The sequence below is a fragment of the Neoakkermansia glycaniphila genome (genome assembly GCF_001683795.1).
Taxonomy (GTDB): domain Bacteria; phylum Verrucomicrobiota; class Verrucomicrobiia; order Verrucomicrobiales; family Akkermansiaceae; genus Akkermansia; species Akkermansia glycaniphila.
This window is the reverse complement of record NZ_LIGX01000017.1, coordinates 40,179-63,755: the sequence shown is the minus strand read 5'-3', so window position 1 is coordinate 63,755 and position 23,577 is coordinate 40,179. Positions and strand designations below refer to the sequence as shown.

22 protein-coding genes and 1 riboswitch are annotated in these 23,577 nt (G+C 56.3%); of the genes, 8 read left to right on the top strand and 14 right to left on the bottom strand.

All coding sequences use genetic code 11. From position 1 onward, the window contains the following. Positions 1–189: 189 nt before the first annotated feature. The 3 genes from AC781_RS04405 (at position 190) to AC781_RS04395 (ending at position 4,916) form a co-directional block, all read left to right on the top strand. Positions 190–486: a type II toxin -antitoxin system TacA 1-like antitoxin gene (locus AC781_RS04405; RefSeq protein ID WP_141675748.1), complete on the top strand. Its 297-nt coding sequence runs from the start codon at positions 190–192 to the stop codon at positions 484–486. Between the two features lie 163 nt (positions 487–649). Beyond that, positions 650–789, top strand: a riboswitch (cobalamin riboswitch). 40 nt (positions 790–829) lie between these two features. Beyond that, positions 830–2,794, top strand: coding sequence for a TonB-dependent receptor plug domain-containing protein (locus AC781_RS04400; protein WP_176712494.1), 1,965 nt, complete (start codon positions 830–832; stop codon positions 2,792–2,794). Between the two features lie 217 nt (positions 2,795–3,011). Next, positions 3,012–4,916, top strand: coding sequence for an ABC transporter substrate-binding protein (locus AC781_RS04395; RefSeq protein ID WP_067774097.1), 1,905 nt, complete (start codon positions 3,012–3,014; stop codon positions 4,914–4,916). Here the strand turns inward: AC781_RS04395 and AC781_RS04390 are convergent. The 4 genes from AC781_RS04390 to rpmB form a co-directional block, all read right to left on the bottom strand. Continuing rightward, positions 4,886–5,428 (bottom strand): SprT-like domain-containing protein, encoded by a 543-nt coding sequence (locus AC781_RS04390; protein ID WP_067774093.1) that lies wholly within the window; start codon positions 5,426–5,428, stop codon positions 4,886–4,888. The genes AC781_RS04395 and AC781_RS04390 overlap by 31 nt on opposite strands. Before the next feature lie 68 nt (positions 5,429–5,496). Next, positions 5,497–6,540, bottom strand: coding sequence for a recombinase RecA (gene recA, locus AC781_RS04385; protein WP_067774090.1), 1,044 nt, complete (start codon positions 6,538–6,540; stop codon positions 5,497–5,499). Between the two features lie 157 nt (positions 6,541–6,697). Beyond that, positions 6,698–6,922 carry a hypothetical protein gene (locus AC781_RS04380; protein ID WP_067774087.1) on the bottom strand — a complete coding sequence of 75 codons (225 nt, stop codon included), beginning with the start codon at positions 6,920–6,922 and terminating at the stop codon, positions 6,698–6,700. 145 nt (positions 6,923–7,067) lie between these two features. After that, positions 7,068–7,331 carry a 50S ribosomal protein L28 gene (gene rpmB, locus AC781_RS04375; RefSeq protein WP_067774084.1) on the bottom strand — a complete coding sequence of 88 codons (264 nt, stop codon included), beginning with the start codon at positions 7,329–7,331 and terminating at the stop codon, positions 7,068–7,070. A 162-nt stretch (positions 7,332–7,493) separates the two neighbouring features. On the opposite strand from rpmB, the gene AC781_RS04370 reads away from it, so the two are divergent. Next, positions 7,494–8,489: an MDR family NADPH-dependent oxidoreductase gene (locus tag AC781_RS04370; protein WP_067774082.1), complete on the top strand. Its 996-nt coding sequence runs from the start codon at positions 7,494–7,496 to the stop codon at positions 8,487–8,489. Positions 8,490–8,537: 48 nt separating this feature from the next. On the opposite strand, the gene AC781_RS04365 is transcribed toward AC781_RS04370, so the two are convergent. Continuing rightward, positions 8,538–8,846, bottom strand: coding sequence for a helix-turn-helix domain-containing protein (locus AC781_RS04365; RefSeq protein ID WP_067774079.1), 309 nt, complete (start codon positions 8,844–8,846; stop codon positions 8,538–8,540). 183 nt (positions 8,847–9,029) lie between these two features. Here AC781_RS04365 and AC781_RS04360 point away from each other — a divergent pair, with 183 nt between their 5' ends. Both AC781_RS04360 and AC781_RS04355 read left to right on the top strand, forming a co-directional pair. Next, complete coding sequence (locus AC781_RS04360; protein WP_172801771.1) at positions 9,030–10,199, top strand: MBL fold metallo-hydrolase; 1,170 nt, start codon at positions 9,030–9,032, stop codon at positions 10,197–10,199. Next, positions 10,183–11,181: a uracil-DNA glycosylase gene (locus AC781_RS04355; protein WP_141675747.1), complete on the top strand. Its 999-nt coding sequence runs from the start codon at positions 10,183–10,185 to the stop codon at positions 11,179–11,181. The genes AC781_RS04360 and AC781_RS04355 overlap by 17 nt, the downstream gene beginning before the upstream one ends. A gap of 83 nt (positions 11,182–11,264) precedes the next feature. Here the strand turns inward: AC781_RS04355 and AC781_RS04350 are convergent, their stop codons facing one another. From AC781_RS04350 to AC781_RS04325, 6 genes are all read right to left on the bottom strand, one after another. Further along, a complete protein-coding gene (locus AC781_RS04350; RefSeq protein ID WP_067774073.1) occupies positions 11,265–12,044 on the bottom strand; it encodes a hypothetical protein in 780 nt (259 codons plus the stop codon). Between the two features lie 28 nt (positions 12,045–12,072). Continuing rightward, on the bottom strand, positions 12,073–12,777 hold the full coding sequence (locus tag AC781_RS04345) for a phosphoribosylformylglycinamidine synthase subunit PurQ (RefSeq protein ID WP_067774070.1): 705 nt from the start codon (positions 12,775–12,777) through the stop codon (positions 12,073–12,075). 48 nt (positions 12,778–12,825) lie between these two features. After that, a complete protein-coding gene (purL, locus tag AC781_RS04340) occupies positions 12,826–15,219 on the bottom strand; it encodes a phosphoribosylformylglycinamidine synthase subunit PurL (protein WP_067774067.1) in 2,394 nt (797 codons plus the stop codon). Between the two features lie 39 nt (positions 15,220–15,258). Then, complete coding sequence (locus tag AC781_RS04335) at positions 15,259–15,705, bottom strand: hypothetical protein (RefSeq protein WP_067774064.1); 447 nt, start codon at positions 15,703–15,705, stop codon at positions 15,259–15,261. Positions 15,706–15,743: 38 nt separating this feature from the next. Further along, positions 15,744–16,457, bottom strand: a complete 714-nt coding sequence (gene purC, locus AC781_RS04330) for a phosphoribosylaminoimidazolesuccinocarboxamide synthase (RefSeq protein ID WP_067774061.1) — start codon at positions 16,455–16,457, stop codon at positions 15,744–15,746. 163 nt (positions 16,458–16,620) lie between these two features. Then, entirely contained in the window at positions 16,621–17,340 is a 720-nt protein-coding gene (locus tag AC781_RS04325) for a PEP-CTERM sorting domain-containing protein (RefSeq protein ID WP_067774058.1), read from the bottom strand. 247 nt (positions 17,341–17,587) lie between these two features. On the opposite strand from AC781_RS04325, the gene AC781_RS04320 reads away from it, so the two are divergent. Beyond that, positions 17,588–19,516, top strand: coding sequence for a GreA/GreB family elongation factor (locus AC781_RS04320; RefSeq protein WP_067774055.1), 1,929 nt, complete (start codon positions 17,588–17,590; stop codon positions 19,514–19,516). Between the two features lie 185 nt (positions 19,517–19,701). Here AC781_RS04320 and AC781_RS13650 read toward each other — a convergent pair whose 3' ends face one another. Further along, positions 19,702–20,565, bottom strand: a complete 864-nt coding sequence (locus tag AC781_RS13650) for a hypothetical protein (protein WP_141675746.1) — start codon at positions 20,563–20,565, stop codon at positions 19,702–19,704. 289 nt (positions 20,566–20,854) lie between these two features. Between AC781_RS13650 and AC781_RS13260 the strand changes: the two genes are divergently transcribed. After that, entirely contained in the window at positions 20,855–21,541 is a 687-nt protein-coding gene (locus AC781_RS13260) for an IS1595 family transposase (protein WP_083076553.1), read from the top strand. Between the two features lie 223 nt (positions 21,542–21,764). Here AC781_RS13260 and AC781_RS04315 read toward each other — a convergent pair whose 3' ends face one another. Together AC781_RS04315 and AC781_RS04310 are read right to left on the bottom strand one after the other, a co-directional pair. Beyond that, positions 21,765–22,556 (bottom strand): hypothetical protein, encoded by a 792-nt coding sequence (locus AC781_RS04315; protein WP_067774052.1) that lies wholly within the window; start codon positions 22,554–22,556, stop codon positions 21,765–21,767. A gap of 162 nt (positions 22,557–22,718) precedes the next feature. Then, positions 22,719–23,102 (bottom strand): hypothetical protein, encoded by a 384-nt coding sequence (locus tag AC781_RS04310; RefSeq protein WP_067774049.1) that lies wholly within the window; start codon positions 23,100–23,102, stop codon positions 22,719–22,721. Positions 23,103–23,577 lie beyond the last annotated feature (475 nt).

The window sequence follows — 23,577 nt, the reverse complement described above, 5'->3', positions numbered from 1 at the left end:
TAGTGGAGACGTTAGGGTAATTTTACCCACTTGTCAAGATGGAATTACGGGTGTTTTTGCACAGTTGTTTTTTTGCTTGTATTTGTTTGTATTTTTATCTATAAATTTCATGTGCTAACAACTGATGAAATCAAGCGATGGCTTAAAAAAATAGGCAAAAGCCGGGCCTGGCTTGGTCAACAATGTTATGTGACAAAGAGTACGGTAGACGGCTGGCTCTCGAAAGGGAGGCCTATTCCGATCGTAAAAAGAATTCTGATCGGCCAGTTGATGGAGGCAAATTCCGGTGAGGATGCGCTTCATTCGTTGTCCGGATCGATCGACTTGAATTCGGTGACGTGCGTCGCCTGTCCGATCATGCCCGATGACCGGGCTCTGATCGAAGGCGCAGCCCGGGTGGAAGGGCTCACGATTGAGGAGTTCATTCGCCGTGCCGGCTTGAGGGAGGCTTCTTCCATCCTGAAGGATGTGGAGAACCCCGTCTGAAGCAGAAGCTCTTTGTTTCGTGAAGTTGTGCGCCCGTGGCGGGCGTAGCGGATGACGGGTGCCGTGTAGAGTCGGTATCTATCTGTTTTTAGGGGGAGAACGCTGCTTTTTGCTTGCTTTTCGATTCGTTTTTGTGTCTTCTTGTGTTACCGGGCTGTCATAGCAGTTCGGAGACGATCGAGGAGGCTGCGGGTAGCAGCAGGAAATCGATGGGGAAGCCGGTGGAATTCCGGCACTGTGACGCAACCGTGTTTGCCGCCGAGCGGCATGAGTCGGAGTACCAGCCTCGAGTGTCGCACTAACGGCCGGCGGATCACCGGTCCACAGAGCATACAATATGACCATGAAATTATTTGCACCCATGACGGGTGTATCACGAGTTGTTCTCGCCATGGCTATGGCGGGAGGTTGCGCCTTCTCTCAAGCGGCAACGAATCAGGATGTGGAATTGCCGCCCGTGACGGTGGCTGCGCATGACGGCGTGGAGGTTCCCTACAATAATACGGGGGTTTCCGTGTCGATTCTGAATAGCGAGCAGTTGCAGAAGGAAGGCGTGGTGACGATGACGGAGGCTCTGACGCGCGTGCCCGGCCTGTATACGACGACCGGAGGTTCTTCCTACCAGCGCGGTTCCGTGAGCTACGCCCGCATTCGCGGGATGAATTCCGCCGATTATACGTTGACGATGGTGGACGGTATGCGCCTGTACCGCATCGGTGCGCTGGCGGGGCCCGTGTTTATGGGGACGACGGATTTGTTTTCCATCGGCAATACCGAGGTGGTGAGGGGTTCCGAAGGCGCCGTGTACGGCGCGGGGGCCATCGGCGGCGTGGTGGCGACGGGTACGCCGCAGGGGCAGGGCAAGCCGAGTTTCAAGGTGTTTACGGAAGCGGGTTCTTTCGATTCGTTTACGGGCGCAGCCATTGCACAGGGGCAGGTCGGGAAGCTGGATTATTTCGTGTCGGCCACGTACGAGCGGACGAATAACGATCCGACGACGGCGGCGCCGATTCTCGATCGCCATGCTGCGAAGTTCGAGCAGTGGTCCGAAGCCGTGCGCCTCGGCTACCAGATCAGCGATTCGACGAAGCTGACGTTTACCTACCGCCGCCAGGATGCTCAGGCCAATCAGCCGCAGGCATGCGCGACGGATTATGATCCGGTGACGTTTGCTCCCATGTACGGCGGTTTTGCGCGCGTGACCGATTATTACCGGACGAATCTCGCGACGATGAAGCTGGATACGCAGGTGAACAAGATCTGGTCGTCCAGCCTGATGGTCGGTTATTACGGGTTCGATTTTACGGATACGTATTCCCCCCTGTTCACGGGTTACGATACGTTCGATTCGAATTTGCGGAATGTGCAGATTGAATGGCGCAATCTGATGCAGTGGAACAAGCAGCACAGGACGACGGCAGGGTTCGCATGGAACCGGGCCCAGTTCGTAAGCAATTACGAGACACGTAATCTGGAGAATACCTACGGTCTTTTTGCCGAGCATATGTATTCCCCGGTGTCGAATCTGGATTTGAGCGCTGCAGCCCGTTTGGATAGCAGTACGATCTGGAATGAGTTGTTTACGTACCGCGCAGCGGCTTCGTGGAAGGTGACGGGAGATAAGTCCCCGACCCGTCTGTTCGGTTCGTTCGGTTCCGGTTACCGTGCTCCGAGCGCGTTCGAGCGTTTTGCCGATTGCACGATCGGCTATTCCCGTTATAAGGGCAATCCCGATCTGAAGGTGTCGAAGTCCCTCGGCGGCGATCTCGGCGTGGAACAGCGCGTGGCCGACAAGCATTATTTGACGGTGACAGGGTTCTGGACCCGCATCAATGACCAGATCGGCGCGACGGCCGATTATTCTTCGTGGACGAATTATTCGTATGCGACGGCTGTGGGCGTGGAATGTTCGCTGCGCGGCGAGTTCGGCGATGCCTGGAATAGCGGCTATACGCTGGCCTATACCTATACGGTGCCGAAGAATAATTCGGATCAGCAGCTTTCCTATACGGCGCGCAGCGTGTGGAGCGCAGATATCCATACGAGCCCCATCGCTTCGGTGACGACGGGGCTCGGTGTGACGGCGGCTTCCGGCCGTTCGGCGGGTGTGGGTTCCCATATCGATAGTTATTGCGTGCTGCGCTGGTATGCGCGCTGGCAGGCGACGGACAATCTGGCTTTCCATGTGCGTGTGGAGAATATGGGCAACGATCGTTTTGTGACCCAGCCCGATTATTCCGGAAATTCGACCTACGATATCATTTCGGCAGGTACGGCCGTGTACGGCGGCGTGACGCTGACGTTCTGATGCCGTAGGCTGGCTAATCTCGGTTGTTTATGGGTTCCGGTCATTCCGTTTTTTCCGTGTCGGCGATTCTGTGGCGAAGCAGGGTTGCGGCGCGGGGACGGTGTGGCCGGAGTCTTTTTTTCAGGTCAGGAGGTGTGCTGTGAGGTGGCGCTGGCCGGGTTTGGCGGTGCTGGCGTGCGGTTTGGTGGTTTTGTCGGGGTGGTGGGCGGTTTCACGCATGGCGGAACCGTTTGAGGCCGATGCTGCGCCTGCGGTGCATGCCGGGGGGATGCCTCCCGGTTTTGAGGATTTTTTGGAGACGTGGGACGGTCCCGCTTTGGAAGTCGGCGCGGCCGATGAGGTTCCGGGTGGCCTTGTCTGGAAGAACGGGTTGGAGGAGCCGGAGATCGGCGATCCGAGGGCGGTGAAGGGCGGGGTGGTCAGGCTATGGAATCCGGCGTCGTTTCCTTCGACGTTCCGCGCTTTCGGTCCGAATAGCGTGCAGTATTTCCGCTATCCGATGTTCGACCGGGTGGAGATGCCGCTGGTGGGGCTGCACCCGGTGACCCGCCGGGTGATTCCTGCGCTGGCCAGCGAGTGGGCGGAAGCTCCGGACGGTCGAACGGTGTTTTTCCGTATCGATCCGGAGGCGCGGTATTCGAACGGGCGTCCGGTGAAGGCGGTGGATTTTCTGGTTGGCGCGTATGTGCGGTGTTCCGTGTTCGGGCAGGATCCTTTTTATGCGGCGGCGTTCCGGGCGGCGTACGAGAGGGTTCGCGTGTATGGCGACCGGGTTCTTTCGGTGACGATGAGGTATGGGAGGCCCCTGCTGCCTTTTATGGCGGCAAAGGGTATTTATCCGGCGGAGCCGGGGTTTTATGCGGAGTTCGGTTCGGATTTTCCGGAGAGGTACCAATGGCGCGTGGCTCCGACGACGGGAGCCTACCGCGTGGATCCGGCGCAGGTGGTGCGCGGGAGGAAGGTGGTGCTGGAGAGGGTGAAGGATTGGTGGGCTCGGGAGAGGAGGTTTTACCGATGGACGTGCAATGTGGATGCAGTCGAGCATGTCAATCTGCCGGACGAGTTGCAGGCTTGGGAGCTGTTCCGCAAGGGGGAGCTGGATGTGATGGTGGTGCGCAAGGTGCCGGTATGGCAGGACCGGCTGGAGATTCCCGAGGTGTTCGACGGGTATGTGGAGAAGGCGACGTTTTTCGGTTGTTTTCCGGAACCGCCCTACGGGGTGTATCTGAATGCTGCGGTCGCTCCGCTGGATTCCCAGGATGTGAGGCTTGGGCTGCATTATGCGCTGAATATGGATGCGGTGGATGCTTTGCTTTCGCGAGGCGAGGGCAGGCGGCTGGCGAGTTTTGCGTCGGGCTACGGGCGGTGGTCGCTGGAGGCTTTGCCGCAGCGCGGTTTTTCACCGGAGAAGGCGCGGGAGTGTTTTGCCCGGGCAGGTTTTTCGGTGGCGGGGAAGGATGGGGTGTTGAGGAATGCGGAGGGCAAGCGGTTGAGTGTTGCGCTGTCGTATACGAATTTATCTCCTTCCGTGGCGGCGATGGTTTCCGTGCTGAGGCAGTATGCGGCACAGTGCGGGGTGGAGATTGTGCCGGATTGCGATGATATGGCGGCCTGTGCGCGCAAGGTGTATGCGAAGAAGCATGAGGCGGTGTTTTGGGCGGAGCCTCTGCCGTATCCGCTGCCTGAGAATTTCGGGTGGTTTCATTCTTCGCTGGCCCGGGATGCTCATGGCGGGCTGGTGCCGGATAATAACAATATTACGTCTGTAGCCGATGCCGTTCTGGATAAGGCTTTGGAGGCTGAGCGGGATGCGGCTACGGAGGAGGCGCTGGAGCGGGCGACGCATGCGGTGCAGCGGCGGATTTACGAGTTGGCCGTGTGGGTGCCGGGGTGGAGGGATGATTGCGCCCGGCTGGCTTACTGGCGGTGGTTGAGGTTTCCCGATACGCCGGAGACACGGTTTTCGGTGCCGGACGTGTACAATCCGCTGGAGGCGCATTTGTACTGGATTGATGAAGAGAGGCTGGAGGAGACGCAGCGCGCCCGCCGCGAGGGGAGGAGTTTTGGGGAGGTGGACCGGGTGTATGCGGATTACCGTGCCGGAGGCTCCGGCGGGGTGTAGCGGACGAGTTCAAGCTGGCCGAGGGTGTCCGGCCTGCCGGGGAGGTAGAAGCGTTTGACGGGGCCTCTGAAGCGTGGTTTGCGGTGGTAGGTGCGGATTGTTTCCCCCGTGGTGCGGAGCCGAAGGATGTAGGTAGGAGGGCGCTGGGAGAAGTCGAGGCTGCGGCTGGTGGTGGCGCGCGGCGTGGCGCCGAGGAGGCGGCAGTAGTGTTTCCATTCCGCACCGTGGCCGAGTTTGCGGTGGCGTTCCCAGACGATGGCGTGGGCTATTTCGTGCAGGACGGTGTCGCGGATGATGTCCGTGTGGTCCGGCAGGTGGGCGCGGACGAAGTGGGCGGAGAGGGTGATGCGGCGTGCGGTGATGTGGCAGCATCCGAGGCGTTTGATGGCGCGGTCCCAGCCGAAATCCCATGCGTGCAGGCCGAGGGCGGCGAGGCAGGCGAGGGTGTATTCCCGAATGTCGTCCGGAGCCTGCCAGCTGTGAACGGGCGGGAGTTCGTCGGATGGGTTCATGGCAGGATGCAAGCGGGCGGCAGGGTTGTACCCGTGCCGCCCGGTTTGAAGAGGTGAAGGATGGCGGTTTATTTGCCGGAAGCGGCTTTTTCCTCAAGTTTCTGTTTGACGAGTTCTTCGATTTCCGCGTAGAGTTCGGCGTTGTTGCGCAGGGCTTCCTTGGCGGCATCGCGTCCCTGGGCGACCTGGGATCCGTTGTAGCTGATCCATGAGCCGCGCTTTTGCATGACGTCGTATTCCATGGCGAGGTCGAGCAGGCTGCCGACGGAGGAGATGCCTTCGTTGTACATGATGTCGAATTCGCACTCGGTGAAGGGAGGCGCGACTTTGTTTTTGACGATTTTGAGTTTGGTGCGGTTGCCGGCTACGGAGCCGTCGCTGCCCTTGATCTGGCCGATGCGGCGGATGTCGCAGCGGACGGAAGCGTAGAATTTGAGGGCGCGTCCGCCGGGCGTGGTTTCGGGGTTGCCGAACATGACGCCGATTTTTTCGCGGATCTGGTTGGTGAAGATGCAGACGGTGCGAGCCTTGGAGATGAGGCTGGTGAGTTTGCGGAGCGCGGCGGACATGAGGCGTGCCTGTGCGCCGACGGTGGAGTCGCCGATGTCGCCTTCCAGTTCCTGGCGGGTGACGAGGGCGGCCACGGAGTCCACGACGATGACGTCGATGGCGTTCGAGCGGACGAGAGCTTCGCAGATCTGCAGGGCTTCTTCACCGGAGTTCGGCTGGGAGACGAGGAGGTCGTCGAGGTTGACGCCGAGCTTGGCGGCGTATTTGGGGTCGAGCGCGTGTTCCACGTCGATAAAGGCGGCGAGGCCGCCTGCCTTCTGTGCCTGCGCGATGGCGGTGAGGGTGAGGGTGGTTTTGCCGGAGGATTCGGGGCCGAATACTTCGACGACGCGGCCTCGGGGGAAACCGCCCGTGCCGAGGGCGCGGTCGATGAGAAGGTTGCCGGTGGGGATGACTTCGACGGCCATGGAGGTTTTGTCGCCGAGGCGCATAATGGCTGTTTCGCCAAAGTCTTTCTGGATTTGGAGCAGGGCTGCGTCCAGAGCGCGCTGCCTGTTTGCCGCGTTCTTTTCGGCTTCTGCGGAGGAGGAGTCGTTTGCCATATCTGGAATGAGTCTATCGTGTTCCGTTGCGCGTAGCAAGTGTGGATTGCGGCAGGGAGTTCATATTTTCCGGAGGCGGTGCGGGATGAGAAAAGGCCGTCCTTGGGAGGACGGCCTTTTGGTGGGGAAGGGTTGTGATGATGGATATCTCCGTGCCTTATGCGGCGATGCCGAAATGCTTCTGAATGTCTGCGAAGATTCGGTCGCGGCGCGTGCGGGCCTTTTCGATGTCCCTCGTTTTGAGGGAGAAGCGGAGGCGTTCCGCAGTGGCGTCCGGCTTGTGGACGGTCACGTGGCACCACCAGACCCCGCGGTTGTTCCACAGGTGGTGGTTCGGATTTTCATCGTTGATACGAAGCGCGATTTTGGTTTGTGAAGTCATGTGCTTAGGAAAAGTGATAGTTGCTTATTGTTCTTTTTTGAGGCTTGTTTGAGCCACCCTTCCGCGTTCGTTTACCGGTCTTGGCGGAAGATACCCACATGGTGTAAGACACATCCGGGTATCGTTCCGTTCAAAATTCCGAAAATTAAAGCAGGCCGGCGGCCTTCAGCGTATTGTAGGCACCATTTTTGCTGATGGTGCGAAGCGCCTTGCAGGAGAGCTTCATTTTGACGAAGCCGCCCAGCTCGGGAACCCAGATGCGTTTTTCCTGAAGGTTGGGGTAAACGGTGCGGTTGACGGTTTTGGTGACGTGACGGCCGATACCGCCCTTCTTCTTGGCAAGACCGGAACGGTGGATTCGGCGACCGGCGCGCGGCTGAGAACCGCGAATAAGGCAAATTCTGGACATAAGATTTGTTGCGTTTTGAGTTAAGCGGAGCAAGAGTCTACTACATTTCGGCCGGAGGTCAAGCAAAACCGCTTGCTTCGGGTAAAATTGTTGTATTTTTTTACTTGGGGAACGCATCGCAGACTTGACGCGTACCGTTTTTTTGTGCGGAATAGACGGGATATGAGAGAGAACCATTTTGCCAGTTTTTCGACGTGCGGTGCGCCTGAACAGGTGCTTGAGGTGAAGTCCGCTCCCGTGCGCGAGCCCGAGGAGGGCGAGCTTCTGGTGCGTATGCTCGCCGCGCCTATCAATCCTGCGGATATCAATTTCATTCAGGGTGTGTACGGTATCAAGCCCGTGCTGCCCGATTCCCCTGCCGGGCTGGAAGGCTGCGGTATCGTGGAAGTGTCCGCCGCTCCCGGTTTCGAGCCGGGCGATCAGGTGATTCTGCTGCGCGGCGTGGGGTCGTGGGCGAAGTTCCTAACGGCTTCTGCAGACAATTTCCTGAAGCTGGAGGAGAAGGTGGATCCGACGCAGGCTTCGATGCTGAAGGTGAATCCTCTGACTGCTCTGCGGATGCTGACGGGGTATGTGGAGCTGAAGCCCGGAGACTGGGTGGTGCAGAATGCCGCCAATTCCGGGGTGGGCCGCTGTATTATTCAGATTGCGAAGATTATGGGGGTGAAGACGATCAATCTCGTGCGCCGGGCGGAGGGCCTGCGCGAGGAGTTGACGGCGCTGGGTGCGGATATCGTGCTGGAGGATGGGGAAGAGGATATGGTGAAGAAGGCTTTGGAGTCGACGGGCGGCGTGCGCCCCGTGCTGGCTTCGAATGCGGTGGGCGGCGATAGCGCGTTGCGCCTGATGGATATGCTGGCTCCGGGCGGGACGATGACGACGTTCGGCGCGATGAGCAAGCAGAGTATCAAGGTGCCGAACGGTTTCCTGATTTTCAAGGGAGTGCAGCTCAAGGGGCTGTGGGTGACGCAGTGGCTGAAGAATGCGACGCGGGCAGATATCGAGTTCGCCTACGGGCAGCTTTCCATCTGGATGGCGAGCGGCCGCCTGAAGCAGGCGGTCGATTCCGTGTACCGTATCGAGAATGTGAACGAGGCCGCCGCGAAGGCCCAGGAAGAGTTCCGCAACGGGAAGATCGTTCTGCGCCTCGGCGAGTAAGAGTGGCGGCCCAGCGGTTGTTTTGCGCCTGATTGCGGATGGCCGCAGTCAGGCGTCATGTTCGAGGTGTTCTGCCGTTCCGTCTCCGGTGTCTCGGCTGTGGCGCATGGCCTGCAGGATGTTGTCGTGCTGGGCGCCTTCCATCAGGTAGTTGACGGGGCAGGAGAGCATTTGCGACAGGAAGAGCGTTTCCGCATCAGTGACGCATCGCAGGCCCGCTTCGATTTTGGAAAGCGTTTCCCGCGAGAGCTGCCAACCGTTGAGTTGGCAGGAGGTGGCAAATCTGTTCTGCGATAGGTGCAATTGGTTGCGCCGTTTTCTGACTTGGGCGCCGATGATGTTCTGCCCTTTTTTCATGGTTAGTTTCGAGTAGGATAGCGTGATACATGGGATTGTGGGGCTCCGTCTCCGGAGCAGGATGCGTGCATGACGCGTGCCTGTTTTACGCATATGTTGCGCTGTGGCAACAGGGAACTGTGTTCCGGCCGCGGGGCGTTCTTTCGGCTTTTCTATCTTCCGGCTTTTGGTACAATCCGGCTCATGCGATGGTTGCGAACGGTTTGGAGACGGCGTTGGGTGAGGTGGAGCGTATGCGTGGCGGGGGGGATGGCGGTAGCTACGTATGGCGCGAATTTGCTGGTGGCGCAGACGCTTTGCCGCTCCGGAGAGTGGCGCGGTCCGGTGACGGATCATTTCGACGGCAGGCATTTCCATGTGGCCGACGAGGTGGAGCAGGGGTCGTTTTTACGCGCCCTGGAATGGTTTTGTTTCCGCGATCCGGGGTTTTATTCGGTAGTCGCCGCGAACGCGGATGTACCGGAGCTGGCAGGAGAGGTGGCGCCCGGAGGCTGGGAGGCGACGATGGTGAATCATTCGACGGTGCTGCTGCGCTTGCGCGGGCTGAATGTGCTGACGGATCCTGTGTGGTCCGACCGGGTGAGTCCGGTGCAGTGGTCGGGGCCGAAGAGGTGCCGCCCTGCGGGTATTGCGTGGGAGGATTTGCCGAGGGTGGATGCGGTTTTGCTGTCGCACGATCATTACGATCATTTCGATGTGGAGACTCTGCAGCGGCTGGTGAAGAGGGATAATCCGCTGTTTATCGTGCCTCTGGGGATGAAATCCCTGCTTGAATACCACTGCGGACGGGCGCGTGTGCGGGAGATCGACTGGTGGCAGGAGACGGCTGTGGAGACGGCGGCGGGGTCGGTGGCCGTGACACTGACTCCGGCGAAGCATTACAGCGGCCGCTACCGTTCGGAGGAGCGGAAGAACCGTTCGTTGTGGGGCGGGTTCTTTATTCGTTCGCATGACGGAGTGAAGGTGTATTTTGCCGGGGATTCGGCATGGACTTCGTTTTTTGCCGAGATCCGCGAGAGGCTGGGAGAGCCGGATCTGGCGATTTTGTCGATCGGCGCCTACAAGCCTCTGGATTTCATTGCAAAGGCGCATTTGACTCCGCAGCAGGCGGTGAAGGCATTCAAGGCTTTGGGCGCCGTTCGCGGGATGGCGTGCCATTTCGGTACGTGGCAGCTGGCGGATGAGAGTTTGCAGGAGACGCTGGACGATTTCCGGTCAGGGTTGTCGTCGGAAGGCGTGCAGGAGGATGCTTTTGTCGCGCCGTTCAACGGGAAGACGATGAAGGGCCGTGCGGCGGAGGGGTGCCGTGGAGAAGAGGTCGCCTCGCCTAGGAAAGGTGAAGTGGGTGGTTGATTGTTTTCGGGAGGTGTGCTATGGTTTGCGCGTGATTGCCGATGCCCGCCAGCTTGTGATTGACCGCCTCCGCGCACTGCAGGAGCAGGGGACGGCAATGCTTCCGGTGGATGAGGAGGCCCGGCTGGTGCTGCGCCGCTGGATGGTGGAGGCGAAGCGTTTGAAGATGGGGCTTCCGCCTTCGGCTCAGGTGGAGGTTGCCGGCAATGCCGCAGAACCATCCGGAGAGCAGGCGGCCGTGGCTTCGAGTCTGTTGCGCGTGCTTGAGGAGGTGGAGCAGGAGGAGGCCGGGAATGCCGAGCTGGATGATCCGACGGCCCATGCGGTGCCGCGTTTCCGACCCGGAGGCAGTACGGACGAGGAGAGGTGGATGCTTTTCCGGAGGCTGTTGCCCCGGTGGACTCCGATGCTGAATCTCGGTTCGCTGCGTGAGATTCCCGTGTTCGGGCAGGGCGATGTGCGGGCTTCCCTGATGTTTGTGGGGGATGCTCCGAATTATTTCGATGAGCAGGCGAAGATGCCGTTTGCCGGAGAGGCGGGGAAGAAGCTGGACGGTATTCTGGCGGCCATGGGGCTGGCACGAGATTCCATTTATTTGACGGAGCTGGTGAAGTTCCGCCCGGCTCTGCCGCGCCAGACGACGAATAATCGCCCTCCGAACGAGAAGGAGATGGCGCTGGGCGCTTCCGTGCTGGATGTGGAAATTGAGCTGGTGCGACCCCGTGCGATTGTGGCTCTGGGCGTGATTGCCGCCCGGGGGCTGTTGCGTGCCGAGAGCGATCTGCCTTTGTCTGCTTTCCGGGGGCTGCCTCTGTTCCATGGGGATATTCCGGTGGTGGTGACTCATCACCCGAGCTATTTGCTGAGGACGTCGGATATGGGAGAGAGGCGCAAGCTTTGGGAGGATATGCTGCAGGCGATGGAGCTTGCGGGGTTGCCCGTTTCGGAGAAGCAGCGGTCGTTTTTCCTGCCGAAGGGGTAGGTTTTGCTGCTGCGGCCGATGGATAAGAAAAACCGCTTTCCCTGAGGAAAGCGGTGAAGAGGAAATGGTTTACCTAGGGCGGATCAATGGTCGAGCATGGCGCCGAGGGTGTTCAGCAGGTCTTCTTTGGTGGTGATGTAGCCGTCTTTCGGGTCGTGCCAGTGGAAGGAGTGGATGCTGGTGCGGGTGCTGCCGCGAGGGTCGCTGGTGCGGGCGTCGGGCAGGTTGTCGGCCAGTTCGGGGTAGAGCTGTTCGACGAGTTCGCATGTGGTGACCGGAGGGGTGGCCAGGATGACGTTTTCGATGCCGAGAGGGATGGCCCTTTCCACATCATCGACAAGGCGGTCGATGGGGTAGAGCTGGTGCTGTTCCAGCAGGGCGACGGGCAGGGAGGCTTTTTTGTCGGCAGGCGGCGTGAGGAGCCCGAGGACGCCGAAGGCCGGGTCGGAGATGGCCAGTTCGGGGATGAAGACGTTCAGTACGCGGCCGAATTGCTTGTTGATGAAGTTGTAGAGGTCGCGCTGGCGGTTGATGCCGGGGTTGCCTGCCGGGTCGCGCAGCGGGGAGAGTTCGTCGCCGTCTTCAGGGATGATGTCCGCGCTGGTGATGTAGATGATCCGCTCCGCCTTGATGTCGCTCAACTGGCGTTTGAAGTGGAAGGCGTAGCCGTCTTTGGCGTTGTCGTCCTGCCCTTCGGCGTACGGCCCCGTCCAGAAGACGGGGTCGATGATGACGAGGACGGCATAGGCGTGGCCCTGCAGGAGGTGGATTTCGTTCTGGTCGACGAGGTAGTCGAAGTAGCGTTTTGAAGTCCAGATCTTGCCGAGTGGCGAGGTGGCTCCGATGAATGCGGTGTCGGTCACAGGCTCGTGCAGGGTTCGTTGCTGCGGTTTACTTCAAGGCCTCGAAGGCGGATTTGAAGAGGTAGTAGCCCCAGCCCCAGTCGCTGTCGCCGGACCAGTCCGGGTCGTAGTGGTGCTGCGGTTTGAGGAAGCGTTCGGGATGGGGCATGAGGCCCATGGCGCGGCCCGTGGCATCCTGTAGTCCGGCGATGCGGAGTTCGGAGCCGTTGTGGTTGTCGCCGTACTGGAGGGAGACGAGGCCGGAGTCCATGTATTTTTGGGCGTCACCGGGTTCCATGACAAGGCGGCCTTCGGCATGGGCGGAAGGAAGTTCGAATTCGGCCGGAAGGAAGGTGGTGTACGGCGAGGGAGAGACTTTGACGAGTTTGTCCCACATGCATTCGAAGCGTTCGCTTTTGTTCCAGATGAGGGAGGCTTTGGGCAGGATGCCGAGTTTGGTGAGGATTTGGAAGCCGTTGCAGATACCGAGGAGGAAGCCGCCGTTCTGGTGGTGCTTATGGATGGCGTCGCCGAGGAATCGCTCGGTTTCGAGCTGGGCAAGGCGGCCGCTCATGACGTAATCGCCGTAGCTGAAGCCGCCGGCGAAGACGACGAGCTGCGCTTTGGAGACGTGTTCGGGGCGTGCAGTGGCGATGGGTTGTACCTGCGTGGAGAATCCGGCGGTGCGGAGCGCGCGTTCGGTTTCGACGTCGCAGTTGGTGCCGGGGTATTTGAGAAGGAGTGCGTGTGCCATGTGTGGTGGTGGTTTGGTATGGTCGGTTGCGGTTCGGCTGCCGGAGGATCAATAGTACGGGGTGAGGCCGTTTTTCCAGAGAGCCTTGAGTTCGGCAACGCTGCTGGTGAGGACGGTTTTGCCGTTGTCCGCAGCGACGATGCTGTGCGCCTCGGTGGCTTTGCCGATGCGGGCGCAGGGGTATCCGGCCATGGTGGTTTCGAATTCGGCTGCAAGGTCGGGATCGACTTCGCAGAGGATGCGGCCCGTGCTTTCGCTGAAGAGGGGGACAGCGGGGCTTTTCCAGCCTCCTGCGGTGGGGATGGCGGAGAGGTCGAGTTCGATGCCTCCCTTGCCCGAGTAGGCCATTTCCGCTGCGGCGACGGCAAGGCCGCCTTCGGAGATGTCGTGCGCACTGAGGACGAGGCCCGCGCAAAGGGCTTCGTAGTAGGCTTTGTAGAGGGCGAAGTTTTTCACGCAGTCGGTTTGCGGCACTTTGGCATCCTTGATGCCTTTGATGCGGCTGTAAACGGAGCCGCCCATTTCGTCTTCGGTGTTGCCGATGAGGTAGAGGAGGCTGTCGTTGCGGCGGAGGGAGGAGCCTTTGACGTGCGTTTTGTCGTCGACGACGCCGATGCCGGAGCAGAGGAAGGTGACGGGGATGTTGATCGGGCCGTCTTCCGTCTCGAAGTAGTTGTAGAAGGAGTCTTTGCCGGAGATGTACGGGGCGTTGAAGTCGAGTGCGGCGCGGGCGATGCCTTTGACGCATTCGACGATGCGGCCGAGTTCCTGCGGAGCTTCCGGGTTGCCCATGCAGAAGTTGTCGAGGAGGCCGATTTTATCCGGGTTCGCGCCGACGAGGATGAGCTGGCGGACGCATTCGTCCACGGTGCCGGTGCCCATGGCGTAGGGGTCCGTTTTGCCCCATTCGGGAAGGATGGCGCAGGCCATGGCCATGGCTTTGTCGGAGCCGTCGATGTCGATCACGGAGCCGTCCTGCGGAGCGTCCGCCGAGGCCCCGGCGAGGGGTTTGAGGAGGGTGTTGCCCTGAACTTCGTGGTCGTATTCGCGGATGATGGGTTCGCGGGAGACGATGGCGAAGTCGGCCATGACAGCCTTGAGGTCTTCGGCGAGGGTGTCCGCCGGGAGGTCGAGGCCCGTTTTGGCGAGGCCGGAGGTGAAGACGGATTCGAGTTTTTTGATGGGTGCGTCGTGCAGTTTGCTGTTGTCGAGCGAGCAGACGAGTTCGCCGTTGTGCCAGACGCGCAGGACGCCGGTGTCATCCGAGTGGCCGAGAACGGTGAGTTCGGTCTGGAAGGTGTCGGCGAGGGTCTGGAGTTCGGGAAGGTCTTTTTCTTCGACGGCGAGGACCATGCGTTCCTGGGATTCGGAGAGGAAGATTTGCCAGGAGATGAGGCCGGGTTCTTTGAGAGGGGCGCGTTCGAGGAAGAGTTCACCGCCGGTGACGCTGAGCATTTCGCCCGCTGCAGAGGAGAAGCCGCCTGCGCCGCAGTCCGTCAGGAAGACGATGAGGCCGCGTTCGCGGGCTTCGAGGATGAAGTCGAGTGTTTTCTTTTCTTCGATGGGGTTGCCGATCTGGACGGCGGTGTGGTCTTCCTCATGGGAGCTTTCGCCGAGAGCAGCGGAGGAGAAGGTGGCGCCTTTGAGGCCGTCTTTGCCGGTGCGTCCGCCGATGGCGATGATTTTGAGGCCGGGGCGCATTTCCTTGTCGATGTCCTCGCGGGGGATGACGCCTGCGGTGCCGCAGAAGACGAGGGGGTTGTAGATGTAGGTGGGGTCGAACTGGATGGCTCCGTTGACGGTGGGGATGCCCATGCGGTTGCCGTAGTCGCGGACGCCGTGGACGACGCCGCGCATGATGCCGAGCGGGTGGATGACGTCCTGCGCCTTGATGGCTTCGGGAGGAGTGTCGGGTGCGCCGAAGCAGAAGACGTCGAGGTTGGCGATGGGTTTGGCTCCCTTGCCTGCGCCGAGGATGTCGCGGATGACGCCGCCGAGGCCGGTGTTCGATCCAGCGTAGGGTTCGATGGCGGAGGGGTGGTTGTGCGTTTCGGCCTTGAGGCAGATGGCGAGATCGTCGTCGAGGGTGATGAATCCGGCGTTGTCCACGAAGGCGCTCAGGACGAAGCCGGGCTTGCGGTCCATGATTTCTTCGGACGGATTCTTGATGTAGGTTTTGAAGAGGCTGGAGATGTTTTCTTCCTTGCCGTCTGCGACGTGGTGGACGTCTGCGGAGAAGATGCGGTGCTTGCAGTGTTCGGACCAGGTTTGCGCGATGACTTCGAGCTCGACGTCCGTAGGTTCGCGGTCCATGCCGCGGAAGATTTGCTGGACGACTTCCATGTCCTCGCGGGACAGGGAGAGTTTCATGGTTTTGCTGAGCTCAAGAAGCTGGTCGCTGCTGAGGTCGCGGACGGGGATGTGGCGATAGGTGGCGGACATGCGTTCGGTGCGGTGGAGGATTGGTTTCGTTTCGGAGGCTCAGGCGACTGTCCAGTAGTGGATGGCCGGGTTGCAGATGTCCTTGGTGAAGCGGGCGGCGAGCTTGTCGCGGTCTCCTTCGCCGAAGATGTAGATGCGCTGGGTGATTTTCAGGGACGTGATGGTGAAGGGGAGGTTCTTCTGTCCGCGGTAGTTGGTGAGGATGGCTTCCTTTTCGAGGTCGAGGGAGCCGGGTTTCATGCCGTAGTCGATGGTGAAGAGGGCGCCTTCCAGCGCGGGGGTGCCGTCTTCGACGACTGCCTGGGAGATGGGGTCCACCAGCACGCGGAGCATGTAGGCCCGTGCGGCCTCGATGTCTCCTTCGCATTCGACGGTGTATACGCGGCTGTGGTTGGATTTCAGCGCGTCCGGAATGGGGGTGTAAAGGAGGTGGTTGGCGTCGGCCGCATCCTGGAAACGGCTGAGTACTTCGAGGTTCAGGGTCATGATGTTGCTCCGTGTGTGGTGGTGTGTAGAGGTATGGGTCAGGCTTGTTCCTTCTGAAGGCGGGCGAGGACTTCGGCATAGCCTTCCATCACGTCGCCGAGGTCCTGGCGGAAGCGGTCCTTGTCCATCTTCTTGCCGGTTTCGATGTCCCAGAGGCGGCAGGTGTCGGGCGAGATTTCGTCGGCGAGGACGATCTGGGTGGGGTCTTCCGTGAGGCGGCCGAATTCGATTTTGAAGTCGATGAGGCGGAGGCCTGCCTTCTTGAAGAATTCGGTGAGGGTGGCATCGACGATGAGGGCCTGCTTGCGGAGGTATTCGCACTCTTCGGGGGTGGCGATCTTCATTTCGCGGGCGTAGTCGTCGTTGATGAGCGGGTCGCCGAGTTCGTCGCTCTTGTAGGAGAATTCGACGATAGGCTTTTCGAACACGGTGCCTTCGGGCACTCCGGTGCGTTTGCAGAAGGAACCGGCTGCGACGTTGCGGACGATGACTTCGACCATCAGGATGTCTACGCGCTTGACGAGGAGATTGATTTCATCGACATCGGCGACGAGGTGGGTCTTTACGCCCTTGGCTTCGAGCATCTTGTAGATGAGGAGGGTGATGGCCTTATTCATCTTGCCCTTGTTCTCGAACTTGGCTTTCTTGAGGGCGTTGAATGCGGTGGCGTCGTCTTTGTATTCCATGCGGAGTACGTTGGCATCATCCGTTGTGTAAAGCTTCTTGGCTTTTCCTTCGTAAATCGGTTCCATTTGTCTACCTGCCAGCGGTTATCTCTGGCAACGGAATTTTAATGGATTTATGGGGCGGGGTCAAGTCGAAATAGCGCACTTTGCAGAAGCCTGCGGGAGCAGCGGAAAACCTCTTTTCGTGCCAGACGAAAAGAGGTTTCAAAAAAGAAAAAGAGGAGGGGTTTCAAGCGGCTCTTCTGCGGCGCAGGAGTGCGAGAAGACTGCCGGCGGCGAGTAATCCTGCGGATGCCGGTTCTGGGACGATGTCGCCGTTAAGAGTGATGCTTTGGAGTCCGAAAAACGCGCCGGCAGTTTCGGTGGTTCTCTCGCAGGTCAGCTCCAGCTTGTAATTGCCGGCCTGCAGGGCTTCGGTGAGGCCGGTATTCATGGTGATATTGATTCCGGCTGCTGTATTTGCCGGGATCGTAAATCCGTTGGACCCTGCGTTGCCGGTGGCGAGAGTGATGCCTTCGGCGCTCTTTAAGCTGAAGTTCATCTGCGCGGTTCTGGTATTTGCCTGCATCAGTCCGTTTGCGCCGAATGCCTTGATGTTGAGGCCGATTGAGCTCAGTGTAATGTCTTTTGTGGTGGTGAGATCAAGTGTGGCCGCCCATGATCCGGCATTTTGTACGTTGACGTTCGGAGAGAAGAATCCTTGACAGAAAGTGCCTGTCGTAAAGAGCGACAGATCGGTTGTTGCCGGGTTGGTGTATGTCGTCTTCGTCAGTTTGGTGACACTCAGCGTGAAGAGGTCTTGCCCGGTTTCGAAGGTGGGCGAGTAGAGCGCGGTGCTTGTGCCGTGATTGCCCCATGTGGCTTTGTGCTGGAATGCTTCATCCGCAGCGGAGGCGGAGCCGATCATCAGGGCGGCAGTCGCGATGTATTTGGTAAGGGTGGAGAACATGATTTATGATGATAGGGAAATTAAAGTCGATTTTAGATGCTTGTTTTCGTCTGTCAATAGTAAATGTTCGGGCAAATATAGTTTTTTCATTTTATTGATGCCGTTGATTTGCCGGAGGCTGCGAGGGAAGGCTTGTGAGATGCGGTCGTTGGCACTGAAGCCATTTGCCGTGCGGATTCTAATTTTTCAGGCCGTCCCATAATTGGTGGTTGATTTCAAGGAGGGATATGTTATCTTGAGGGCACGTATGCATGCCGATCTCGAAAAACTTGTTGCGAAAAAGAAAATCCCAGAGGCGTTTGCCGCCCGGCTGGATAAGTTTTCACCGGGTAATTATGTAGTTCACAAGTCGTGGGGAGTCGGAAAGGTCAAGGAATGGAACCTGCCCGAGAATTCGATTGTGATCAATTTCGAATCGAAGCCGGATCATCAAATGGAATTGAAGTTCGCCTTCAATTTGCTGACTCCGCTGCCGCAGGGGCATTATCTGATTGCCTGCTTTGAAGATCCCAAGGGTATCTGGGCTTCGGCGAAAACCGATCCGCTGACGCTGGTGCGCCTCGTGCTCAATGGCAATTTCTCCGGCAAGGACGGGGAAGACGAGCCCCAGCCCATCGCTCCCGAAGATGTCGAAAAGAATCTGAAGGGCCGCGTCGTTCCGGAAGGCGACTGGAAAAGCTGGTGGGAAAAGGCCCGCAAGGCCATGCGCGACAAATCCGAGTTCATTCTCCCGACGCGCCGCGGCGAACTGATCGCCCTGCGCGGCGAAACCATGTCTCCGGCCGCCGCCCTGCTGGAAGACTACAAGAAGGCCCGCGATCTGCGCACATGCGTGCGCCTGCTGGATGCCGCAAAGCCCGAAACGCTGAAAGACGACCACGATGTCGTCCTCGAACTTGTCGCTGCTCTGGAAAAGGACATCGAAGAAGGAGGCGTGAATGTCAAGCAGCAGATTCTGGAACTGATCATCGTGCGCGACGAATTGATCGATGCCTTGCTGAAGTCTGCGGACAAGGGCAAGGACGGCGTTCCCGCCGCCGATCAGGAAGATGAAGGCATCCGCAAGCTGATGGCCGCCATCCCCGATATGACGACGCTCGATTCCGTGCTGGCCGGCATCTCTTCCGAAGAGATCGTGGCTTTCATCGGGGATGTGCCTGCCGCCCGCCAGAAGAAAATTTACGAAGCCCTTCCCGAAGCGCACAATGGCCAATGGCTCTCCTACGCGACGAACATTTTCCTGTTCGGCGGATCGAAGGCTATCGGGGAAGTCGCCAAATTCATCATTGTGAAGGGTGAAGGCGAACAGCTCTATCAGGACATCCGCAACGGCATCTCCCGCCAGAGCCTTCCGGCCGATGTGCTGGTCTGGATCTGCCGCGAGCGCAAGGGTGCGGCCAAGCCCGTGTTCACGCTGGCTCTCGGTTCCGCCATCATGAACGCCATCGAGCGCGACGCCTCCGACGGCGGCCCGAACAAGGGCCTTCGCCTGCGCAACCTGCTGGTGGAAGACAAGCAGCTGGCTCCCGACCTGATCCGCAATGTGACGGAATCCGAAGCCCGCCCGTTCGCCAAGGCCATTTACGATTCCGCTTCCCTTCATGACCTCGACCGCAATCTTCTGCTGGCGAATATGATGAGGGTGCACCACGGCCTTCAGGAGATCGTTCTCTCCCGCACCAAGGTGCAGGAAAAGCAGCAGCTCTACGTGTCCATCGAGAGCTACAACCAGCGCAAAGCCGAATACGACGAGCTGGTCAATGTGCGTATCCCGAAGAACAAGCAGGATCTGACCGTGACCCGCGCCGAAGGCGACTTGCGCGAAAACGGCGGCTATCAGGATGCCAAGGCCACCCGGCAGGTGCTGATGCGCCGTTCGGAAGAACTGGCCCGCAATCTGGCACAGGCTCATCCGACCGATTTCAAGGATGTGGATACCAGCCGCTCCGGCATGGGCACCTATGTGACTGTCGTCGATCCCGAAGGTCAGGAAGCCGTGTTCACCATTCTCGGTGCATGGGATTCCGATCCCGACAACCGCGTGATTCCCTATACCTCCAAGCTCGGCCAGAAACTGACCGGCCACGCCGTAGGCGATGTGATCAAGCTCCCGTTCGTTCCCGGAGAGAAACCGGTGAAGCTGACGGTCAAGGCAATCGCAGCGGTGAATCCGTAAAACGGTTTGCCAACTGAATTTTCAAGGGCGTTCCTGTGAGGGAACGCCCTTTTTCGTTAAAAACAAGATAGAGGCGGATAGTAGATGCGATATGGTACGATGTGACTGAGAAAGAATCGATTGATAATAAAGTAATTGAATGATTTATTATTTTATGTTAAATTGTGGCTTGCTGTAGTTTATGCTTAAATATCGTAGCCCAATTTACGTAACCATTTTATTAGTGCGTTCCTCTGATGTTCATACCAGTCGTTCGTTAAATAATAATATTTTCCATTGATTTCAAGAGGGTTTGCGTAAAAACGTTCTTTAGGAGAGCGTATTTCAGAAAGTACCGGAAGGGTTCGACTGTGCCCGGAAAACTGTTGAGCTAAGGACCCTGGTTTTAATAGACTATTTAGTAGGTGAATAGGCGTTCTCTGTTTGTTGAAAAATTGTGTGAGATGCTCGCGTGCAAGTAGACCGATAGATATATCACAAGAGTGATTGTTAAGAGATGGAGTATATTTATTGGCTGATTTAGAAAATATTGTTGGCAAATCTCTCCATTCCTTAGGATATCCATTGGGTTTTAGTGGTATTTTTTCTTCATCCGGTTTCCACTGATATAGTTCGAAAGATCGATAACGAAGGGTTTGCTGGATGAGAAGGTTATGATCGCTAAGAGAAGCAATGGCTCTGGGTAATAATACTAAGTTAGCATAGGCTGTGTGATATCTAGCGTCATAACATGTGCCATTCCATATATGGCATGTTTCATAGCCTTCTGCGTCAAGCCCATAATATCGCTTTAAGCATTGTTTCATTTGAGAATTGGGATAAGTATTATCATCAAGTCTAAATCCGCCGATATCTGTCGATCCCCTTTTTTCGTTGGATCTTTTTCTACGAATCATGGGAGATTTAGCGGCACAACCATTTTTTGTTAAACATGATTCATGCAATTCTTTAGGCGCCCAAATTGAGCAACGCGCGATGAGCGGTAATAAATCGATATTTAGGTTCGCGAGATGATACTCTAATTCTTCGTTAGCGAATATTTTCTTCATGACTCTTCTACTCAATTAAGTGCATCGGTTGATGCGACATTTTCTCATGCCGTTATGAATTTTTCAATGGATATGTTTTGTTCGTGCTTGTGATATCTGTAAATGGGTATTTTTTAATAATGATACTCTATACGTGCATTATGAATAGATGGGGCGTATCGAAAATCCATAAAATAGGTTGGATGCTGATCGATGGTTTTCTGCCATGTTTCTGAGTCAAAAGATTATTATTTTATAGGTTCAATACAACTTTAGAGTGGGCATATGACATATAAGCTACTATTGGTGAATGAAAAACAAGTACGTTTTTCGTTCGCATATTTCAGAGCGTCAATTTCGAGACATTATTCGATACTTTTCGATAGATATGGAAGCTTCCACAATTGCTTTGTTGACCGGTATAAGTACAAACTCTTTGCGTAAAATACTCAAAGCCGTCAGACTTCGCCTTTTTAAGATTTGTGAACAGGAAGATCATTGTCATGAGAGTATATTCGAATGCGATCAAAGCTACTTCGGAGCAAGACGGGTTCGTGGAGTGCGTGGACGAGGATCCAAAGGCAAAACCATCGTCTTTGGCATCTATGATAGAAGGCGAGAAAGTGTCTATACAAGAGTGATTAAACAAGTTGATTCCAAGACGATTCTGAAAGTCATTAAAGCTGTCGTCACATGCTCTTCAACGATTTACACGGATGGTTTTCGATCTTACATTCCGTTGAAAAAGAACAGATATCTGCACCATGAAACCGTTGAGCATGGGCGTAACGAATTTGCAAGGAACGAAGTACATGTCAATGGTATTGAAAACTTCTGGGGGATTACCAAGATCAGTATGATGAAACGCAAAGGATTTAAAGGAAGCTCCTTTCTCCTACATCTCAAAGAATGTGAATTCAGATTCAATCATCGTCACTCCAATATCTATCATTTTTTGCTTTCAATTTTTAGAAAATGCCCTCTAAAGTTGTATTGAACCTACTTTATTATCGACAATAACGGCAGGCCCTTGCACATAGAAAAGATAGTTTTTATGGGCGATACAACATAATTCCGCTCTTGGTGGCGGAAGCGATGCATGAGCCGTATTCAACCATATACTCGATAGAGCAAGGATGAGGATGGTGAGTAATTTTATGATCATCATTTTGTTGCAATGAATTTTCAAGCTATGGGCTTTTTGCGTTTGCCGCTCATCATTATTCGGAGAAAAGGACAGTTTGGATTGTCAGAGGTGCGTTGTCGATAGCATCTTTTTCTTCATGGTATTGACGTAAAATGCTTTCCATCGTTTCATTCTTGAAAATTCTGGCAGTTATTGCCTCACTCTGCGCCATACGTTTGAATTCCTTAGGGCTTCTTGCCCTTTCTTCCTTTTCGTAGTTGTAAAAGAAGGCCAAAGGAATGGGATGAAGCATGAGACGCTTGCTATAGGGGATGTGCATTTGCAAGTCTTTCAAATTTTGCAAGGTTTGATACGCATTTCCCTGCAGGTCGGGAATGATGCAAATCCAGGGATTATCGGAGAGATACATGGCATGCAGGGATTTCATGTTTTCTTCGGAATCAAGGAGGAAACGTTCGCGGGCAAGAGGCTGCAGTTCCGTTTCCGAGCCTTGAAGCTGGGTATGCGTCAGGACGATAATTTCCCGGTTTTCCAAGTACAGGTCGACATAAGAATCGCCTGATTCATGCAGACCCAGTGTTGGAAGCGGCCAATGAGCAGAGAACACGGTATCGCTTCCGATTTGGAAATCCATACAGGCATACGCAGGAATGTATGATTTTGCGAGGTTGGCATATATTTTACAAAAGACGTCTTTCCACGTCGCCGTTTCGAGCCAGCTCGTATTGAAGGTCAAATATGCGGATGCCTCGCAACGCCTTGATTTTTTATGCGTTGGAGACTGTGCGGTTTCCGGGGTGCAAGCAGGAAGCGTGATGAGGATTCCTGCCGTGATGGCCAAGAGTATGGATGGGTTGAAGTACATGGCAGATTGGGATGGTGTGGGTTTGTTATGGAAGGCGGGGGAAGCCGTGGTTCGCCGATGATGTCTTTTTATGGGATGAATAGAGTTGCTTGTTATGCGATCCATGAGTTGCGGTTGACTTTTTTCATGCGGTTGGCATTGTATGGATATAACAAGACGAGATCATTCGCATATTACTCCAAAATCAATTGCTTCAGGGTCTCCGATCCTCAATGATAGTCCTGCTATGTTTATTTCCTTTTGAATGGTACATTCCGTGCAGGTCTCGCCAAGGCCAGTGAATGTGGCAATATAGGATAATCGGATATGCTTATTGTAGGTATATGTGATTCTTTCTCTTGTTTGAGTGACTTTCCTGCATTCGATTTCAACATCGTCTTTTTTATTGTGCAGAGTCAGTAGAATTTCCGGGGCGTTCTGATGGGATAAGGAATGCCATGCTGACAGCGTTTGATGATCGTAGAGATGATGAACCCACACATAAAAGATGCCGTATCCAAGAAGTATGCACATGCTCAATATGAAAAGGTAGTATTTCGCTTTCATCACAAATTTCTGATATGCCTGTTTTCAATGTAGCAGAGGCATGCTGTGGGGCAAGTCGATAATGAAGGGGAAGAATCACAAGAGTGCAACAACTCCCGTTATACGGTTTATTGTAAAACCGTATTGCCGGTTTCAGATTTTAAATGGCTTTCCTCTTTTCGTGAAACCTGCGAAGATCTTGTGAGGAGTATGGAGGTGGGATTGCTTGTTACGGGTGCCGGTTTTCTCTCTGTTTCTTCAGATCGGAACCAATGCCATTGTGTGGGTGTTTTGCAGTCGATGATTTTCCAAGATACAGTAGAGTGAGACCCGCTATGACGAGTGGCCCCCAATAGAAAGTGAAAAACCATTTATGGAGTGATTGCATGTGTTCGCTTTCCACGGATTCAGGACCCAGCCCATCTTTCAGAATCCATGCCAAGGGGCTTAATATGAGTCCTGCGACAAGAAGTACGACGGATAGGCTGATTGTCAA

What these genes read in the sequence shown, in the direction of transcription:
- AC781_RS04400 (WP_176712494.1), top strand. Translation starts at nt 830, where the DNA reads ATGAAATTATTTGCACCCATGACGGGTGTATCACGAGTTGTTCTCGCC.
- AC781_RS04395 (WP_067774097.1), top strand. Translation starts at nt 3,012, where the DNA reads ATGGCGGAACCGTTTGAGGCCGATGCTGCGCCTGCGGTGCATGCCGGG.
- AC781_RS04390 (WP_067774093.1), bottom strand. Translation starts at nt 5,428, where the DNA reads ATGAACCCATCCGACGAACTCCCGCCCGTTCACAGCTGGCAGGCTCCG.
- recA (WP_067774090.1), bottom strand. Translation starts at nt 6,540, where the DNA reads ATGGCAAACGACTCCTCCTCCGCAGAAGCCGAAAAGAACGCGGCAAAC.
- AC781_RS04380 (WP_067774087.1), bottom strand. Translation starts at nt 6,922, where the DNA reads ATGACTTCACAAACCAAAATCGCGCTTCGTATCAACGATGAAAATCCG.
- rpmB (WP_067774084.1), bottom strand. Translation starts at nt 7,331, where the DNA reads ATGTCCAGAATTTGCCTTATTCGCGGTTCTCAGCCGCGCGCCGGTCGC.
- AC781_RS04370 (WP_067774082.1), top strand. Translation starts at nt 7,494, where the DNA reads ATGAGAGAGAACCATTTTGCCAGTTTTTCGACGTGCGGTGCGCCTGAA.
- AC781_RS04365 (WP_067774079.1), bottom strand. Translation starts at nt 8,846, where the DNA reads ATGAAAAAAGGGCAGAACATCATCGGCGCCCAAGTCAGAAAACGGCGC.
- AC781_RS04360 (WP_172801771.1), top strand. Translation starts at nt 9,030, where the DNA reads ATGCGATGGTTGCGAACGGTTTGGAGACGGCGTTGGGTGAGGTGGAGC.
- AC781_RS04345 (WP_067774070.1), bottom strand. Translation starts at nt 12,777, where the DNA reads ATGGCACACGCACTCCTTCTCAAATACCCCGGCACCAACTGCGACGTC.
- purL (WP_067774067.1), bottom strand. Translation starts at nt 15,219, where the DNA reads ATGTCCGCCACCTATCGCCACATCCCCGTCCGCGACCTCAGCAGCGAC.
- AC781_RS04335 (WP_067774064.1), bottom strand. Translation starts at nt 15,705, where the DNA reads ATGACCCTGAACCTCGAAGTACTCAGCCGTTTCCAGGATGCGGCCGAC.
- purC (WP_067774061.1), bottom strand. Translation starts at nt 16,457, where the DNA reads ATGGAACCGATTTACGAAGGAAAAGCCAAGAAGCTTTACACAACGGAT.
- AC781_RS04325 (WP_067774058.1), bottom strand. Translation starts at nt 17,340, where the DNA reads ATGTTCTCCACCCTTACCAAATACATCGCGACTGCCGCCCTGATGATC.
- AC781_RS04320 (WP_067774055.1), top strand. Translation starts at nt 17,588, where the DNA reads ATGCATGCCGATCTCGAAAAACTTGTTGCGAAAAAGAAAATCCCAGAG.
- AC781_RS13650 (WP_141675746.1), bottom strand. Translation starts at nt 20,565, where the DNA reads ATGAAGAAAATATTCGCTAACGAAGAATTAGAGTATCATCTCGCGAAC.
- AC781_RS13260 (WP_083076553.1), top strand. Translation starts at nt 20,855, where the DNA reads ATGAAAAACAAGTACGTTTTTCGTTCGCATATTTCAGAGCGTCAATTT.
- AC781_RS04315 (WP_067774052.1), bottom strand. Translation starts at nt 22,556, where the DNA reads ATGTACTTCAACCCATCCATACTCTTGGCCATCACGGCAGGAATCCTC.
- AC781_RS04310 (WP_067774049.1), bottom strand. Translation starts at nt 23,102, where the DNA reads ATGAAAGCGAAATACTACCTTTTCATATTGAGCATGTGCATACTTCTT.